The organism is Variovorax sp. 05T418 (assembly GCF_056396385.1).
Window position 1 is genome coordinate 76,293 of the sequence record NZ_JBFTLJ010000016.1, and the last position, 14,150, is coordinate 90,442.

Here is a 14,150-nt window from a genome sequence, read left to right on the forward strand (position 1 = left end):
GAAGAAGAATTCGGCGCGGCGGCGGTCATCGCTTCAGTGCAGGGTCTGGGGCAGCTCGTTCACGTCGCTGGGCTCGCGCGCGCTGCCGGGGCTCGCGTGGTGCGCCACCAGGCGCCACCCTTCGACGGTCTTGTGATAGACGTTGGTGGCCAGCACGAAGGCGTGCTTGGGGCCTTCGGAGGTGAGTACCTCGATGCGCTCGAGCACGTTGTGCACGGCGCTTGCCAATGACTCGATCTTGCGCACGCGCGCTGGCGTCGCGTGGATGGCGCCGTTGCCGAACATCTGCTCGAAGGCGGCGCGGATGGCGGTGGCGCCTACCAGCCGCGGGCCGCCGGGATGCACGCAGAACACCTCGTCCTCGTCGGCCCAGCACGCCATCAGGGCATCGATGTCGCCGCGCTGCAGCGCTTCGTAGAAGGCGGCTTCGACGTCGTCGGCAGTGCCGCCGATGGCCGCGGCGGCGCGGAGTGGGGTCTTGGGCATGGGGTGATTTTGCCGCGCGATCGATGACATGGGGCTGCACCGCTTTGGCCTTGCGGCGCACCGCGTTGCCGCAGCGCGGGCGGTTCGTCCGCTCCACTTTGGACCAAATGGTCAAAACACAACATCCAAAAGCACTCAAACCGTTGATTTAAAACGGCTTTTCCAACTGGCACGGGCCATGCATAGGGCTTTGCGACCCCGCAACAGGAGCTTTTTGCATGAACGTCGGCATCTTCATTCCCATCGGCAACAACGGCTGGCTGCTCTCGGAGAACGCGCCGCAGTACAAGCCCAGTTTCGAGCTCAACAAGGAGATCACGCTGGCGGCCGAGCGCTACGGCGTGGACTTCGTGCTTTCGATGATCAAGCTGCGCGGCTTCGGCGGGAAGACGGAGTTCTGGGACCACAACCTCGAGTCGTTCACGCTGATGGCCGGGCTCGCGGCCGTGACCACGAAGATCAAGCTCTTTGCCACCGCCGCCTCGCTGGTGATGCCGCCGGCCATCGTGGCGCGCATGGCGTCGACCATCGACTCCATCTCCAACGGCCGCTTCGGCCTGAACCTCGTCACCGGCTGGCAGCGGCCCGAGTATTCGCAGATGGGCATGTGGCCGGGCGACCAGTTCTTCGGCACGCGCTACCAGTACCTGTCCGAATACATCCAGGTGCTGCGCGAGCTCTGGGGCACGGGCCAGTCCGACTTCAAGGGCGACCACTTCCAGATGGACGACTGCCGCCTGAGCCCGCAACCGCAGGCCGACATGAAGGTGATCTGCGCGGGCCAGAGCGATGCGGGCATGGACTTCTCCGCAAAGTACGCCGACTACAACTTCTGCTTCGGCAAGGGCGTGAACACGCCCAAGGCCTTTGCGCCCGCGGCCGAGAAGCTCATCGAGGCCACGCGCAAGACCGGCCGCCACGTCACCACCTACGTGCTGATGATGGTGATTGCCGACGAGACCGACGAGGCCGCGCGCGCCAAGTGGGAGCACTACAAGGCCGGCGCCGACCACGAGGCCATCGCCTGGCTGGGCCAGCAGGGCGGGGCCGACACCAGGTCGGGCGCCGACACCAACGTGCGCCAGATGGCCGATCCGACCTCGGCCGTCAACATCAACATGGGCACGCTGGTCGGCTCCTACGCCACCGTCGCGCGCCTGCTCGACGAGATGGCCGAGGTGCCGGGCACCGAGGGCGTGCTGCTGACCTTCGACGATTTCGTGCAGGGCGTCGCGGCCTTCGGCGAACGCATCCAGCCGCTCATGAAGAGCCGCGTGCACGTGCAGAGCCCCGTGCCCTCGCAGGCCGAAGCCGAACAACGCCTTGCGGCCTGAGCAGGAGCGCCACGTGAGCACGCCAGCACGCAACACCACCCTCACATCGGACACTCCCGTCGGCGCGCCGCGCCTGCCCGGCGCACCGGCGCCGCAGGTGCTGTCCGCGCGGCCCGAACCGCTCGCGCTGCATGCCAGCGACTCGGCGCTGATCGTGGTCGACATGCAGAACGCCTATGCGTCGATGGGCGGCTATGTCGATTCGGCCGGCTTCGACATTTCCGGCGCGCAGGGCACCATTGCCAACATCGCGCGCACCATCGCGGCGGCGCGCGCGGCCGGCATGCTGGTGGTGTTCTTGCAAAACGGCTGGGACGCCGCCTATGTCGAGGCCGGCGGGCCGGGCTCGCCCAACTGGCACAAGTCAAATGCGCTCAAGACCATGCGCGCGCGGCCCGAGCTTGCGGGCAAGTTCCTCGCCAAGGGCGGCTGGGACTACGAACTCATTGCCGAGATGAAGCCGCAGCCCGGCGACATCGTGGTGCCCAAGACGCGCTACAGCGGCTTCTTCAACAGCACGCTCGACAGCACGCTGCGCGCACGCGGCATCCGCCACCTGGTGTTCACCGGCATCGCGACCAACGTGTGCGTGGAGTCGACCCTGCGAGACGCCTTCCACCTCGAATACTTCGCCGTGATGCTGGAAGACGCGACGCACGAGCTGGGCGGCGCGGCCATCCAGAAGGCCTCGGTCTACAACGTCGAGACCTTCTTCGGCTGGGTCTCCACCGTCGACGACTTCGTGCGCAGCTTCGCGCCAAGCGCCGCCTGACTTTCAATCGTTCAACCCACAGCAAGGAACCCCCATGCCCAAGCAAGCCATCATCCCGGCCGGAACCACCACGCCGATCGCTCCCTTCGTGCCCGGCACCATGGCCGACGGCATCGTCTACGTGTCGGGCACGCTGCCCTTCGACAAGGACAACAACGTGGTCCACGTGGGCGATGCCTCGGCGCAGACGCGCCACGTGCTCGAGACGATCCAGAACGTGATCGCAACGGCCGGCGGCACCATGGACGACGTGACCTTCAACATGATCATGATCAAGGACTGGGCCGACTACGCCAAGGTCAATGCGGTGTATGCCGAGTTCTTTCCGGGCACCAAGCCTGCGCGCTACTGCATCCAGTGCGGCCTGGTGAAGCCCGATGCGCTGGTCGAGATTGCGTCTATCGCCCACGTCGGCAACAAGGCCTGAGCATGCCGCTGCACTACGAAGTGCATGGGCCGGCCGATGGCGAGGCGGTGCTGCTGTCATCGGGCCTGGGCGGTTCGGCCGCCTTCTGGCAACCGCAGCTTGGCGCGCTGGTCGAAGCGGGCCACCGCGTGATTGCGTACGACCAGCGCGGCACGGGCCGCAGCCCCGCCGCGCTGGATGCGGGCTATGCCATTGCCGACATGGCGCGCGACGTGGTGCAGATTCTCGACGCCACGGCCACGCCGCGCTGCCACCTGGTGGGCCATGCGCTGGGCGGGCTCGTGGGCCTGCAGCTGGCGCTCGACGAACCGGCGCGCGTGGCCAGCCTGGTGCTGGTCAATGCGTGGTCGAAGCCCAACGCGCATTCGGCGCGCTGCTTCGATGCGCGGCTTGCGCTGCTCGATGCCTGCGGCCCGCGCGCGTACGTGGAAGCGCAGCCGATCTTTTTGTACCCCGCGGCCTGGTGCGCGGAACATGCGCAGCGCGTGGCCGACGAGGTCGACCATGCGTTTGCGCACTTCCCCGGAGAAGCCAACATGCGCGCGCGCATCGGTGCGCTGCGCGCCTTCGACGTCGATGCACGCCTGGGCGCCATCACCGCGCCCACGCTGGTGGCCGCCGCCATGGACGATGCGCTGGTGCCGTGGACCTGCTCACAGCGCCTGGCCGATGGCCTGAAGGACGTGACGCTCCACTTCCTGCCGCACGGCGGCCACGCGCACAGCGTGACCGAGGCCGCCGCCTTCAACCGCAGCCTGCTCGACTTTCTCGCCCGGGTCAGCGCACCCGGCGTTCCCGCATGACCATGATGAAACCCGCCCTCGACGACGCCGCACTGGCCCTTCTTTTTACCGAGGCGCGCAGCCACAACGGCTGGACCGCCGAGCCCGTGACCGATGCGCAGATCCGCCAGGTCTACGCGCTGGCCTGCATGGGACCGACCTCGGCCAACTGCTCGCCCGCGCGCTTCGTGTTCGTTCGCACGCCCGAAGGCAAGCAGCGCCTCGCGCCGGCGCTTTCGAAGGGCAACCTCAACAAGACCATGGCTGCGCCCGTCACCGTGATTGCCGCGTGGGACCGCAAGTTCTACGACAAGCTGCCCACGCTGTTTCCGCATGCCGATGCGCGCAGCTGGTTCACCGGCAGCCCCGAGGCCGCGCATGAAACCGCCTTTCGCAACGCCAGCCTGCAGGCGGCCTACCTGCTGCTGGCCGCGCGCGCGGTGGGGCTCGACGCCGGGCCGATGTCGGGCTTCGACAAGGCGAAGGTCGATGCCGCGTTCTTCGAGGGCACCGACTGGAGCGCCAACTTCCTGATCAACCTCGGCCATGGCGATTCGGCCAAGGTGTTCGGGCGCCTGCCGCGGCTCGGCTTCGACGAAGCCTGCGTCCTCGCCTGAAGCCCGTCTTCACAACGGAGACTTTTTTCTCATGCTGCCCAACGCAATGGCCTCCAACCACGTCATGCCGAGCGGTGCGCCGCCTGTGCTGCCCAAGGCCGACTACCGCAACGCCATGGCGCGGCTGGGTGCGGCGGTCAACATCATCACCACCGACGGGCCCGCAGGCCGCGCCGGGTTCACCGCCTCGGCCGTGTGCAGCGTGACCGACGAGCCGCCGATGCTGCTGGTGTGCCTGAACCGCTCGGCCTCGGTGTACCCCGCGTTCACGGCCAACGGCGTGCTGTGCGTGAACGTGCTGGCCGCGGGGCACCAGGCGCTCTCGGGCCTGTTCGGCGGCAAGACGCCGATGGACGAGCGCTTTGCCGCAGGCCGATGGAGCCGCAAGGCCACGGGCTCGCCGGTGCTCGAAGATGCCGCGGCCTCGTTCGACTGCCGCGTGGTGCAGGCCACGAGTGCGGGGACGCATGACGTGCTGTTTTGCGAGGCGTTGGCGATTGCGATTGGGGGGGCGGCGCAGAGCTTGATTTATTTCGATCGGCGGTATCACGAGATTGCAGCGCCGCCGCACTGACTTTCTTTCCTTTCCCCTCTCCCTTGTCTTCTCCCCTCTCCCTCCGGGAGAGGGTCAGGGTGAGGGCAGCGGCCTTTCCAACCGCAGCGCATCTTCCAACGCCGCCGGCCCTCACCCCAGCCCTCTCCCGGAGGGAGAGGGAGCAAGAGAGAGAAGCTCGTTAGCGCGGTGCAATGCCCTGCAGCACGATCCGCTGCACGTTCTCCACCGTCTGCTCGAAGAACGCCGGATCCTCCAGCGTATGCCCCGTCAGCGCCTGCACCTGCACGCCGAAATCCGCATAGTGCTGCGTGACGGCCCAGAGCGTGAAGATCAGGTGATGCGGATCGACCGCTGCGAGCTTGCCGGCGGCAATCCATGAACGGATGACCTCCGACTTGCGCTCCACCAGCGTGCGCAGCTCGCGGTCGAGCTCGTCGCGCAGGAGCGGCGCGCCCTGGATCATCTCGAGGCAGAACAGGCGCGATGCATCGGGCCGGTCGCGCGAGACCACGAGCTTGCGGCGGATGTAGCCACCGATGGCTTCGGCCGGGTCCTGCTCGGCGCTGAAGCCGCGCAGCGGTTCGAGCCACAGCGCGAGCAGGTCGCGCAGCACGTTGACGTACAGCTCCTCCTTGTTCGCGAAGTAGTAGAGCAGGTTGCTCTTGGACACATCGGCGCGCGCCGCCACTTGGTCGATGGACGTGCCATGCAGGCCAAAGCGCGAGAACAACCCAAGCGCGGCGCCGAGGATGGCGCTGCGCTTGTCCTCGATCTGGCGCAGCCTGCGGCTCACCGCGGATGCGCTGCGCACGGCGGGCTTCGCGCGCTTGCGCGCCGGGCCCTTCACCGGAAGGGTCACCGGGATCTTCACCGGGCTTTTTTTGGCCGGGATCTTCTTCGTGCTGCTGGCTGCGGCCAGCGCCTTGGTCTTCGGCATCTTCCCTCGCTTCATCGATTGCTTGCTGGTTCTTCTTTCAACGCGCACCACTGTAAGGCCGCGATGCATCGCGTTGCGCCAGCGCGGCCTTCGCGCGCCGCCGGCACGCACCATGCTGACGCGGCCAACGCGTTTTGTCCATTTGGTCCAACTGGCACAGACGTTGCATGGCGAAAGGCATGCCAAGCACGAGGACCGACACATGACAACGCTGCTGTCCGTACCCATCATCGATCTCGCGCCCTACTTCGCCGGCACGGCCGAAGGCAAGGCGCAGGTTGCGGCCAAGGTGGACGAGGCCTGCCGCAGCATCGGCTTTCTGGTCATCACCAACCATGGCATTCCGGCCGAGCTGATTGCGCGCGTGTCGCAACTCTCGCGCCGCTTTTTCGACATGCCGCTGGCCGAGAAGCGCAATGTCGACCGGCCGCGCGAGGACGCGGTGCGCGGCTACAGCGCGGTGGGCGAAGAGGGGCTTTCGTACAGCCTGGAAGAGGCCGCGCCCGGCGACCTGAAGGAATCGTTTTCCATCGGCCCCTCCAACGTGCCCGATGACGACTACCACCGCGGCCCCGCCGCCGGCCCGCACTTCGAGCCCAACAGCTGGCCGCCGATCGACGGTTTCCGGGAGGCTTATGAAAGCTACTTCGAGGCCATGAGCGATCTCTCGCGCTCGATGATGCGCATCTTCGCGCTCGGCCTTGCGCTGCCCGAGCCGTTCTTCGACGACAAGATCGACCGGCACATCAGCATGTTCCGCGTGCTGAGCTATCCGCCGCAGCGCGAAGCGCCGCTGCCGGGCCAGCTGCGCGCAGGCGCGCACAGCGACTACGGCAGCCTCACGATCGTGCTGCCCGACGACAAGGGCCTGCAGGTGTTCAACAAGGCGGGCCAGTGGGTCGACGTGCCGCAGGTGGAAGGCGGCCTGGTGGTCAACATTGCCGACCTGATGATGCAGTGGACCAACGACCAGTGGGTGTCGACGCTGCACCGCGTGGTCAATCCGCCGTTCGAGATGGCCAGCACCAACCGCCGCCAGTCGCTGGTGTTCTTTCACCAGCCCAACTACGACGCGATGGTCGAGTGCCTGCCGAGTTGCCTGGCACCGGGCGAGCAGCCGAAGTACGCACCGATTTCTTCGGGCGACCACCTGACCTCCAAGTTCGTCAAGCAGACGACCTTTGGGGGGACCAAGGTCGCGGTCTAAATGAAACCCCGCGATCGTTGTTGTTCGGGGCGCGCTCCCGCCGACGGGGTACCTTGCTCCGCGAATGTCCTCCGGCCTGCGGCCTCCCCCTTGATTTCGCTGCGCAAGGCACCCCATCGACGTGATCGTTATGCACAGCGGTCGTTGATCGGCCAGCACAGGAGCCGCGCCCATCGTGCACAGGACATCGGGTGCTCCCCGCAGCGAAATCAAGGAGGAGGCCGAAGGCCGGGGGACATTCGCGGAGGGGAGTACCCGGTGGCCTGTGCACGCGCCCTGAAAAGCGCCCTGAACAAGAGCGCCCCGAACAAGAGCGCCCCGAACAAGAACAACAGCGCCAAGAAAAACTGACATGCCCCACCTCTCCTACGTCAACGTCTTCGCCAAAGACGTGGCCGCGCTCAGCGGCTTCTATCAGCGCGTGTTCGGCTTCCCGGAGATCGAGGCCATTCGCTCGCCGATCTTCCGCGGGCTCGACACCGGCAAGTCGAGCCTCGGCTTCAACGCGCTCGATGCCTACGAGCTGCTGCACCTGGCCGAATTTTCCGACACGCGCGGCGTGAAGTTTCTGCTGAACATCGACGTCGACAGCAAGGACGACGTCGACCGCATGGTGCCCATTGCACTCGAGGCCGGCGCCACGCTGGTGAAGCCACCGTACGTCACCTACTACAACTGGTACCAGTCGGTGCTGCTCGACCCCGAGGGCAATGTGTTCCGCATCAACTTCATGATGTGACGCACGCGGCACGCCCTCTTCTTCTTTCTCCCCGTTCTTTGACATGCTCCCCACGAAAGGTTGCTCCATGCTGATGCTGCTGCGCACTCCCACCCACGGCTTCGCCTTCGGCCTTGCATCGGCGCTCGCGGCCGGCGGCGCATTGTTCACGCTGCCTGCCGTAGCAGCAGACGGCTTCACGCTCAAGGACAAGCCGAAAATCGCGATGCTCTACTTCGGCCCGAAGAACGACGGCGGCTGGACGCAGGCCTTCGACGAGGCGCGCGTGAAGATCGAGAAGGAGATCGGCCAGAAGATCCAGTTCGTCGAGAACGTGCCCGAAGACGCATCGGCCATCAAGCCCGCGGCCGAGAAGTTCATCCAGCGCGGCGCCAACATCGTGATCGGCACCGCCTTCGGCTATTCCGACAGCTTCAAGGACCTGGCCGCCAAGTACCCCGGCGTGGCTTTTCTCAACGGCTCGGGCACCACCAACGGCAGCAACCTCGAATCGTTCTACGGCCGCACCTACGAGAGCCAGTACCTGTGCGGCATGGCCGCGGGCGCGGCCTCCAAGACCGGCAAGCTCGGCTTCGTCGCGGCCAACCCCTTCGGCGTGGTGAACTGGACCATCAACGCCTTCGCGCTCGGTGCGCAGAAGATGAACCCCAACGCCACGGTCAACGTGATCTACACCGGCGCCTGGAATGACCCGGTGAAGGAACGCGCCGCCGCGGCCGCGCTGATCGACCAGGGCGCCGACGTGATCGGCCAGCACGTCGATTCGCCCACGCCGCAGATCGTGGCGCAGGAGCGCGGCGTGTATGGCACCGGCCACCACCGCGACCTGCGCCAGTTCGCGCCCAAGGCCACGCTGTGCTCGTCGGTGTGGGTGTGGGACCGCTTCTTGTCGCCCGAGCTCAAGAAGATCATGGCCGGCAACTGGAAGCCCGGCCAGTACGGCGCCTTCATCGAGATGAAGGACGGCGGCACCGACATCGCGGGCTTCGGCCCCGCGGTGCCCAAGGACAAGGCGTCGCAGATCACGGCCGAGCGCGACGCCATCATGAAGGGCAAGCAGGTCTACGCCGGCCCGCTCGCCGACCGCGACGGCAAGGAGCGCGTGGCCAAGGGCGCGGTGCTGTCGGATGCCGACCTCTGGAAGATGGACTGGTTCGTCAAGGGCGTGGTGACGCAGAAGTAAGTAAAAAAAAAGAGCAACGCCCATGCCCAACGCGCTCCAGCTCACCGGCATCCGCAAGTCCTTCGACGGCTTTGCGGCACTGACCGACGCGCACTTCGAAGCGCGCTGGGGCGAAGTGCATGCGCTCTTGGGCGAGAACGGCGCGGGCAAGTCGTCGCTGATGAACATTGCGGCCGGGCTCTATGCGCCGGAGGCGGGCCAGCTGCTGGTCGACGACAACGTGGTGCGCCTGGCCGGACCGCGCGATGCGGCCAGGCACCGCATCGGCATGGTCCACCAGCATTTCAAGCTGGTGCGGCCGTTCACGGTGGCAGAGAACATTCTGCTCACTGCGCCGGCGCCGGCCGAGTTCCAGAGCCACGGGGAGCGCCTGCGCGAAATCTCTCGCGACATCCGCAACAAGGCTTCGGAGCTGGGCTTCGAGATCGATCCATCGAAGCGCGTCGATGCGCTGTCGATTGCCGAGCAGCAGCGCGTCGAGATCCTCAAGGTGCTGCTGGCGGGCGCGCGCATCCTGATCCTCGACGAGCCCACCGCGGTGCTCACCGACCAGGAGGCCGCGCGCCTCCTGCAGACGGTGCAGGGCCTCGCACGCGGCGGCTCGGCCGTGGTGCTGGTCACGCACAAGATGGCCGACGTGAAGACCTATGCCGACCGCGTGACGGTGATGCGCGGCGGCCGCACGGTCGCCACGCTGGCGCCGGGCGCCACCTCGGTGGCCGAGCTCGTGAAACTTACCGTGGGCGAATCGATTGCCACGCAAAGCTATCAGGCCGCAAAGTCGCCGCGTGGCCCGGTGCGGCTCACGGTGCGCGGCCTGCGCTCGGCGGCATCGCCCGAGGGCCGCCGCGTGCTCGACGGCGTCGAGCTCGAACTGCATGCGGGCGAGATCTACGGCCTGGCCGGTGTCGGCGGCAACGGACAGGGCGAGCTGGCCGGCGCCATCATGGGCCTGCCCGACGCCGGCGGTGCGCTCGAAGGCGAGATCCATCTGAACGGCCACGGCGACCTCAAGGCCATGAGTGCACCAGAGCGCCGCAACGTGGGCATTGCCGCGATCCCGGCCGACCGCTATGGGCTCGCGCTGGCCGGTGGCCTTTCGGTCGCCGAGAACTACGCCATCGGCCGCGTGCACACCGGCCGCTACGGCGCGGCCTGGCATCTGCGGCGCGGCCGCATGCAGGACGACACGCAGCAAGCGGTGCGCGCTTTCGACGTGCAGGGCGTGCGCTCGGTGGCGCAGAAGGCCGCGCTGCTGTCGGGCGGCAACGCGCAGAAGCTGGTGCTCGCGCGCGAGTTCGGCAAGGCGCCCTCGCTGGTGCTCGCGCACAGCCCGAGCCGCGGGCTCGACGTGCGCGCGAGCGCCGAGGTGCATGCGCGCCTGCGCGCCGCGCGCGACGGCGGCGCCGCGGTACTGCTGATCAGCGAGGACCTCGACGAGGTGCTGCAGCTGGCCGACCGCGTGGGCGTGATGGCGCGCGGGCGCATTGCCGGCGAATTCGCGCAGCCGGCCGACCGGCAGGCCATCGGACAGGCGATGGTGGACCATGGTTGACGCCACGCTCGCGGCCATCGCGCAGCCGGCGCAGACCGATCCGGAGGCCGCGCAACGCGCACGGCACCAGCCGCTGGCGCGCCGGCGCTATGCGCTGGAGATCCGCCAGCACATGGGATGGCGGCGGCAGGCGCTGATCCTTGCGGCGGCGCTTTTCGCGGGCCTTGCGATTTCCGCCGCCATCCTGGTGGCGGCCGGCGTTCCCGCCAACGAACTCGCCAACGAGTTCGTGATGCAGACCTTCTTCGACGGCCAGAACTTTCGCGCCGTGCTGTTCCAGGCCGCCCCCATGATCCTCGTGGGCCTGGCTGGCGCGCTGGCGTTTCGCGCGCGCTTCTGGAACCTGGGACTCGAGGGCCAGATGATCTGGGGCGCCATCGGCGCGACGGCCGTCTCGATGTGGCAGCTCGGGCCCGAGCCGCTGCGCCTGCCGCTGATGTTCGCGGCTGCCATCGGCTGCGGGCTGCTCTGGGTGCTGGGGCCGGCGTGGCTGAAGATCAGGCTCGGCGTGAACGAGATCATTTCCACGCTGATGCTCAACTACATGGCGGCCAACTTCCTGCTGCACCTGGTCTATGGCAGTTGGAAGGACCCGAAGGACAACTTCCCCTATTCGCCGCAGTTCCGCGCCTTCGAGCGGCTGCCCGAAATGGGCGCCGGCGTGAGCAGCGCCATCGTGCTCGCGGCCGTGGTGGCGCTCCTTGCGTGGTGGCTGGTGGGCGTGAGCCGCGCCGGGCTGTACCTGCGCTTCGTCGATGCCAATCCGCGCGTGGCGCATGCCAATGGGGTGCCGGTGCGCCGCACCATCTACGGCGCCGTGCTGCTGTCGGGCGCGATGGCCGGGCTCGCGGGCCTGGCGGTGGCCTCCGGGCAGGAAGGGCGGCTCACGCAGGCCTTCTACCAGGGGTACGGCTTCTCGGGCATCCTGATTGCCTTTCTTGCGCGCAACAACCCGCTCGCGGCCACGGTGGTGGCGCTGCTGGTGGCGGCCCTGTTCGTCACCGGCCGCAGCCTGCAGGTGTTCTACCAGGTGCCGTTCTCGATGGTGCAGCTGATCCAGGCCATCATCGTGGTGTGCGTGGCGTCGAGCGATTTCTTCATTCGCCATCGGTTGCGCCGCGTGGGTGCGGAGGCGGTGCAATGAGCGGAAGCATCGTTCTCAACTGGCTCGCGAGCACGCCCGACTTCGCGGTGCCCTATGCGCTCGCGGCGCTGGGCCTGATCATCAGCGAGCGCGCGGGCGTGCTGTCGCTCGGTGCCGAAGGGCTGATGCTCGTGGGCGCGCTCGCGGGCATTGGCGCGCAGATCGCCATGGGACAGCCGGCCGTGTCGCTGGTGCTGGCGATGCTCGCGGCCAGCGCGGTGTCGCTGCTGTTCGCGGTGATGGTGATCTGGCTGCGCGTGAACCAGGTGATCGCGGGGCTCGCGCTGGTGTTCTTCTGCCAGGGCCTCACGGCGCTGGTCGGCTCGCTCGCCGAATGGACCAACCATGCCACCGAAGGCATCGGCGCGATGGCGCTGTGGCCGCTGTCGCTCCTGCCCGGCGCCGGCCGGCTGTTCGAGCAGAACGCGATGGTCTGGCTCACGCTGCCGATCTTCCTTGCCGTGGCGTGGTTTCTCTCGCGCACCTCGGCCGGGCTGCGGCTGCGCGCGGTGGGCGAGAACCCGCAGGCGGCCGATGCGGCCGGCATCCGCGTCACCGTGTGGCGGCTGGCCGCGGTGCTCGCGGGCTCGGCGCTGGTGGGCCTGGCGGGCGCGTACATCTCGGTGGTCAGCACCAAGCTGTGGATCGCGGGCATGACCGGCGGGCGCGGCTGGATCGCGGTGGGGCTGGTGATCTTCGCGCGCTGGTCGCCGTGGAAGGCGCTCGTGGGCGCGCTGCTGTTCGGCTGCATCGAGGCGTTGATCCCGCAGCTCGCGGCGGCCGGCGTGCAGCTGCCGCAGTACTTCGTGATGATGACGCCCTATGCGGTGACGCTCGCGGTGATGGTGTGGGTCGCGCTCTCGCGGCGCGGCGCCGACGAAGAGCCCGGTGCGCTGGGCCAACCCTACGTGCGGGAAGAACGCCGATGAAGGCCTGGGTCTACAACGAGGAGCGCGAGCTCGACGCGGCGCAGTTCGCCGACTACCTGGACCCGGCCAGCACCGCGGTCGTGTCCATCGACATGCACCGCGGCCACCTGGACGACAGCCCCGAGTGCCCCTGCCCCGCCCCGCGGGCGCGCGACGTGGTGGCGCCCATCGACGGCTTCCACGACGCGGTGCGCGCGCTGGGCGTGCGCATCGTGCACATCCGGTCGGTGCTGCGGCCCGGCGGCGTGGACGACGTCCATGGCATTCCGTCCGCCTGGCGGCGCACCTTTCCGCTGCACGTGGGCGAAATCCCGAATGCCGACGCGCACGCCATCGAAGGCTCCAAGTGGACCGAATGGGTCACGCGCGTGGCGCCCGGCGACATGCGCGTGGACAGCAAGCGGCGCCTCTCGGCCTTCTACCCGACCGACCTCGACTTCCTGCTGCGCAACCAGCGCATCGAGACGGTGGTGCTCAACGGCGGCTTCACCGACTGCTGCGTGCTCAACACGGCCTTCGACGCCAGCAACCGCAACTACCGCGTGATCGTGCTGCGCGACCTGGTGCGCGGCACCGACGCGCACCTGGAAGGCGCGGCGCTTGCGATGGTGTCGCTGCACCTGGGGCTGGTGCTCGACTCGGCCGAACTGCTGCGCCAGTGGCGCGGCTGAGGGTCCGTCAGCCCGCCAGTCCCAGCCAGCGGCGCACCACGGCCTGCATGTCGCCCTGCGCGGATTCCCACACCACCTCGGGCGCCGCCACGTGCACGCCCGGCGGCGCGATGCGCAGCGCGAGGTCGACCAGTTCGGCCACCTTCGACGCGCGCACCGGCTGCTCGCTGCTCGGCACCATGAAGCGCACGATCGAGAGCATCCAGGCCGCGAGCCTTTCGGCGGGGTTGGCGAACTTGGCGTTGAGCGGCTTGCGAGCCGAGCGCACGAGGATCACGCGGTCGAAGCCGTTGGCGACCACGGCCTGCTCGTCGAGGCTCGCGAGCCCGCGCTTGAGCGCCTCGGGCAGCTTGCCCTGGTCGTGCGGCTGCACGATGGCCAGCGTGCGCACGCCGCAGGCGCGCAGCCAGCGCGCGAGCTCGGGCAGGTCCGAAGGCTGCGGCACCCAGAGCGCGCGTTCGCGGTCGTGGTAGAGCCGCGGCGGGTCGAAGGCGATGACGGCGCTGTCGGCCGATGCCAGCGGCCATTGCGCGATCGGCAGGCCGGGGGCGAGGTAGGTTTCGACGCCGCGCAGGCCGTCGCGGATCGGCTCGCGCGCCAGCACGCGCGCATGGGCGAAGCGGTGGCTGCCCGCAAGCCGGCGCAGCAGCTCCTGGCCCAGGGCGCCGGTCGCGCCGGCCACCAGCAGCGTGCCGGTGGCTACCGCTGCAACGGGCAATGCGGCCGCGCGGTTGGCGCCCCGCAGGGCTTGGAGAGGATCGAGGGCCATGGAGCCTTCTATGCTAACTTCGGCTTCCATCTGCGGAGGTAA

At 68.1% G+C, this 14,150-nt stretch carries 16 protein-coding genes; 13 read left to right on the top strand and 3 right to left on the bottom strand.

All coding sequences use genetic code 11. The features are described from left to right. Window positions 1–33 precede the first annotated feature (33 nt). The gene (locus tag AC1DMS_RS25995) at window positions 34–486 is read right to left on the bottom strand and encodes a YybH family protein (protein WP_015867597.1); all 453 of its coding nucleotides are present in this window, start codon (window positions 484–486) and stop codon (window positions 34–36) included. Window positions 487–704: 218 nt separating this feature from the next. On the opposite strand from AC1DMS_RS25995, the gene rutA reads away from it, so the two are divergent. The 6 genes from rutA to rutF are packed head-to-tail and all read left to right on the top strand — an operon-like array spanning window position 705 to window position 4,992. Next, a complete protein-coding gene (gene rutA, locus AC1DMS_RS26000) occupies window positions 705–1,820 on the top strand; it encodes a pyrimidine utilization protein A (protein WP_027729891.1) in 1,116 nt (371 codons plus the stop codon). A 13-nt stretch (window positions 1,821–1,833) separates the two neighbouring features. Beyond that, window positions 1,834–2,592, top strand: coding sequence for a pyrimidine utilization protein B (gene rutB, locus AC1DMS_RS26005; RefSeq protein WP_018906584.1), 759 nt, complete (start codon window positions 1,834–1,836; stop codon window positions 2,590–2,592). 34 nt (window positions 2,593–2,626) lie between these two features. Next, complete coding sequence (gene rutC, locus AC1DMS_RS26010) at window positions 2,627–3,019, top strand: pyrimidine utilization protein C (protein WP_015867600.1); 393 nt, start codon at window positions 2,627–2,629, stop codon at window positions 3,017–3,019. A gap of 2 nt (window positions 3,020–3,021) precedes the next feature. Further along, window positions 3,022–3,822 (top strand): pyrimidine utilization protein D, encoded by an 801-nt coding sequence (gene rutD / locus AC1DMS_RS26015; protein ID WP_027729892.1) that lies wholly within the window; start codon window positions 3,022–3,024, stop codon window positions 3,820–3,822. After that, window positions 3,819–4,418 carry a malonic semialdehyde reductase gene (locus AC1DMS_RS26020; RefSeq protein ID WP_018906582.1) on the top strand — a complete coding sequence of 200 codons (600 nt, stop codon included), beginning with the start codon at window positions 3,819–3,821 and terminating at the stop codon, window positions 4,416–4,418. The genes rutD and AC1DMS_RS26020 overlap by 4 nt, the downstream gene beginning before the upstream one ends. A 31-nt stretch (window positions 4,419–4,449) precedes the next feature. Then, window positions 4,450–4,992: an NADH-dependent FMN reductase RutF gene (gene rutF / locus AC1DMS_RS26025; protein WP_015867603.1), complete on the top strand. Its 543-nt coding sequence runs from the start codon at window positions 4,450–4,452 to the stop codon at window positions 4,990–4,992. A gap of 160 nt (window positions 4,993–5,152) precedes the next feature. Here rutF and rutR read toward each other — a convergent pair whose 3' ends face one another. After that, window positions 5,153–5,911, bottom strand: coding sequence for an HTH-type transcriptional regulator RutR (gene rutR, locus AC1DMS_RS26030; RefSeq protein WP_015867604.1), 759 nt, complete (start codon window positions 5,909–5,911; stop codon window positions 5,153–5,155). 202 nt (window positions 5,912–6,113) lie between these two features. Here rutR and AC1DMS_RS26035 point away from each other — a divergent pair, with 202 nt between their 5' ends. The 7 genes from AC1DMS_RS26035 (at window position 6,114) to AC1DMS_RS26065 (ending at window position 13,339) form a co-directional block, all read left to right on the top strand. Continuing rightward, the gene (locus AC1DMS_RS26035; protein WP_027729893.1) at window positions 6,114–7,118 is read left to right on the top strand and encodes an isopenicillin N synthase family dioxygenase; all 1,005 of its coding nucleotides are present in this window, start codon (window positions 6,114–6,116) and stop codon (window positions 7,116–7,118) included. 352 nt (window positions 7,119–7,470) lie between these two features. Further along, on the top strand, window positions 7,471–7,857 hold the full coding sequence (locus AC1DMS_RS26040; RefSeq protein WP_436288142.1) for a VOC family protein: 387 nt from the start codon (window positions 7,471–7,473) through the stop codon (window positions 7,855–7,857). Between the two features lie 67 nt (window positions 7,858–7,924). After that, the gene (locus AC1DMS_RS26045; protein WP_478080551.1) at window positions 7,925–9,040 is read left to right on the top strand and encodes a BMP family ABC transporter substrate-binding protein; all 1,116 of its coding nucleotides are present in this window, start codon (window positions 7,925–7,927) and stop codon (window positions 9,038–9,040) included. 22 nt (window positions 9,041–9,062) lie between these two features. Beyond that, window positions 9,063–10,595 (top strand): ABC transporter ATP-binding protein, encoded by a 1,533-nt coding sequence (locus AC1DMS_RS26050; protein WP_478080552.1) that lies wholly within the window; start codon window positions 9,063–9,065, stop codon window positions 10,593–10,595. Beyond that, window positions 10,588–11,739 carry an ABC transporter permease gene (locus AC1DMS_RS26055; protein ID WP_478084139.1) on the top strand — a complete coding sequence of 384 codons (1,152 nt, stop codon included), beginning with the start codon at window positions 10,588–10,590 and terminating at the stop codon, window positions 11,737–11,739. Before AC1DMS_RS26050 ends, AC1DMS_RS26055 begins: the two co-directional genes overlap by 8 nt. Further along, window positions 11,736–12,668: an ABC transporter permease gene (locus AC1DMS_RS26060; RefSeq protein WP_478081496.1), complete on the top strand. Its 933-nt coding sequence runs from the start codon at window positions 11,736–11,738 to the stop codon at window positions 12,666–12,668. The genes AC1DMS_RS26055 and AC1DMS_RS26060 overlap by 4 nt, the downstream gene beginning before the upstream one ends. Next, on the top strand, window positions 12,665–13,339 hold the full coding sequence (locus AC1DMS_RS26065) for a cysteine hydrolase family protein (RefSeq protein WP_478181947.1): 675 nt from the start codon (window positions 12,665–12,667) through the stop codon (window positions 13,337–13,339). Before AC1DMS_RS26060 ends, AC1DMS_RS26065 begins: the two co-directional genes overlap by 4 nt. A 7-nt stretch (window positions 13,340–13,346) precedes the next feature. Here AC1DMS_RS26065 and AC1DMS_RS26070 read toward each other — a convergent pair whose 3' ends face one another. After that, window positions 13,347–14,108, bottom strand: coding sequence for a Rossmann-fold NAD(P)-binding domain-containing protein (locus AC1DMS_RS26070; RefSeq protein ID WP_478081498.1), 762 nt, complete (start codon window positions 14,106–14,108; stop codon window positions 13,347–13,349). Window positions 14,109–14,150: the final 42 nt, after the last annotated feature.

Bases quoted from the DNA above. Each gene is read 5' to 3' on its own strand.
- rutF (WP_015867603.1), top strand. From the start codon at position 4,450: ATGCTGCCCAACGCAATGGCCTCCAACCACGTCATGCCGAGCGGTGCG.
- AC1DMS_RS26040 (WP_436288142.1), top strand. From the start codon at position 7,471: ATGCCCCACCTCTCCTACGTCAACGTCTTCGCCAAAGACGTGGCCGCG.
- AC1DMS_RS25995 (WP_015867597.1), bottom strand. From the start codon at position 486: ATGCCCAAGACCCCACTCCGCGCCGCCGCGGCCATCGGCGGCACTGCC.
- AC1DMS_RS26035 (WP_027729893.1), top strand. From the start codon at position 6,114: ATGACAACGCTGCTGTCCGTACCCATCATCGATCTCGCGCCCTACTTC.
- AC1DMS_RS26020 (WP_018906582.1), top strand. From the start codon at position 3,819: ATGACCATGATGAAACCCGCCCTCGACGACGCCGCACTGGCCCTTCTT.
- AC1DMS_RS26055 (WP_478084139.1), top strand. From the start codon at position 10,588: ATGGTTGACGCCACGCTCGCGGCCATCGCGCAGCCGGCGCAGACCGAT.
- AC1DMS_RS26050 (WP_478080552.1), top strand. From the start codon at position 9,063: ATGCCCAACGCGCTCCAGCTCACCGGCATCCGCAAGTCCTTCGACGGC.
- AC1DMS_RS26065 (WP_478181947.1), top strand. From the start codon at position 12,665: ATGAAGGCCTGGGTCTACAACGAGGAGCGCGAGCTCGACGCGGCGCAG.
- AC1DMS_RS26070 (WP_478081498.1), bottom strand. From the start codon at position 14,108: ATGGCCCTCGATCCTCTCCAAGCCCTGCGGGGCGCCAACCGCGCGGCC.
- AC1DMS_RS26045 (WP_478080551.1), top strand. From the start codon at position 7,925: ATGCTGATGCTGCTGCGCACTCCCACCCACGGCTTCGCCTTCGGCCTT.
- rutD (WP_027729892.1), top strand. From the start codon at position 3,022: ATGCCGCTGCACTACGAAGTGCATGGGCCGGCCGATGGCGAGGCGGTG.
- rutR (WP_015867604.1), bottom strand. From the start codon at position 5,911: ATGCCGAAGACCAAGGCGCTGGCCGCAGCCAGCAGCACGAAGAAGATC.
- rutA (WP_027729891.1), top strand. From the start codon at position 705: ATGAACGTCGGCATCTTCATTCCCATCGGCAACAACGGCTGGCTGCTC.
- rutC (WP_015867600.1), top strand. From the start codon at position 2,627: ATGCCCAAGCAAGCCATCATCCCGGCCGGAACCACCACGCCGATCGCT.
- AC1DMS_RS26060 (WP_478081496.1), top strand. From the start codon at position 11,736: ATGAGCGGAAGCATCGTTCTCAACTGGCTCGCGAGCACGCCCGACTTC.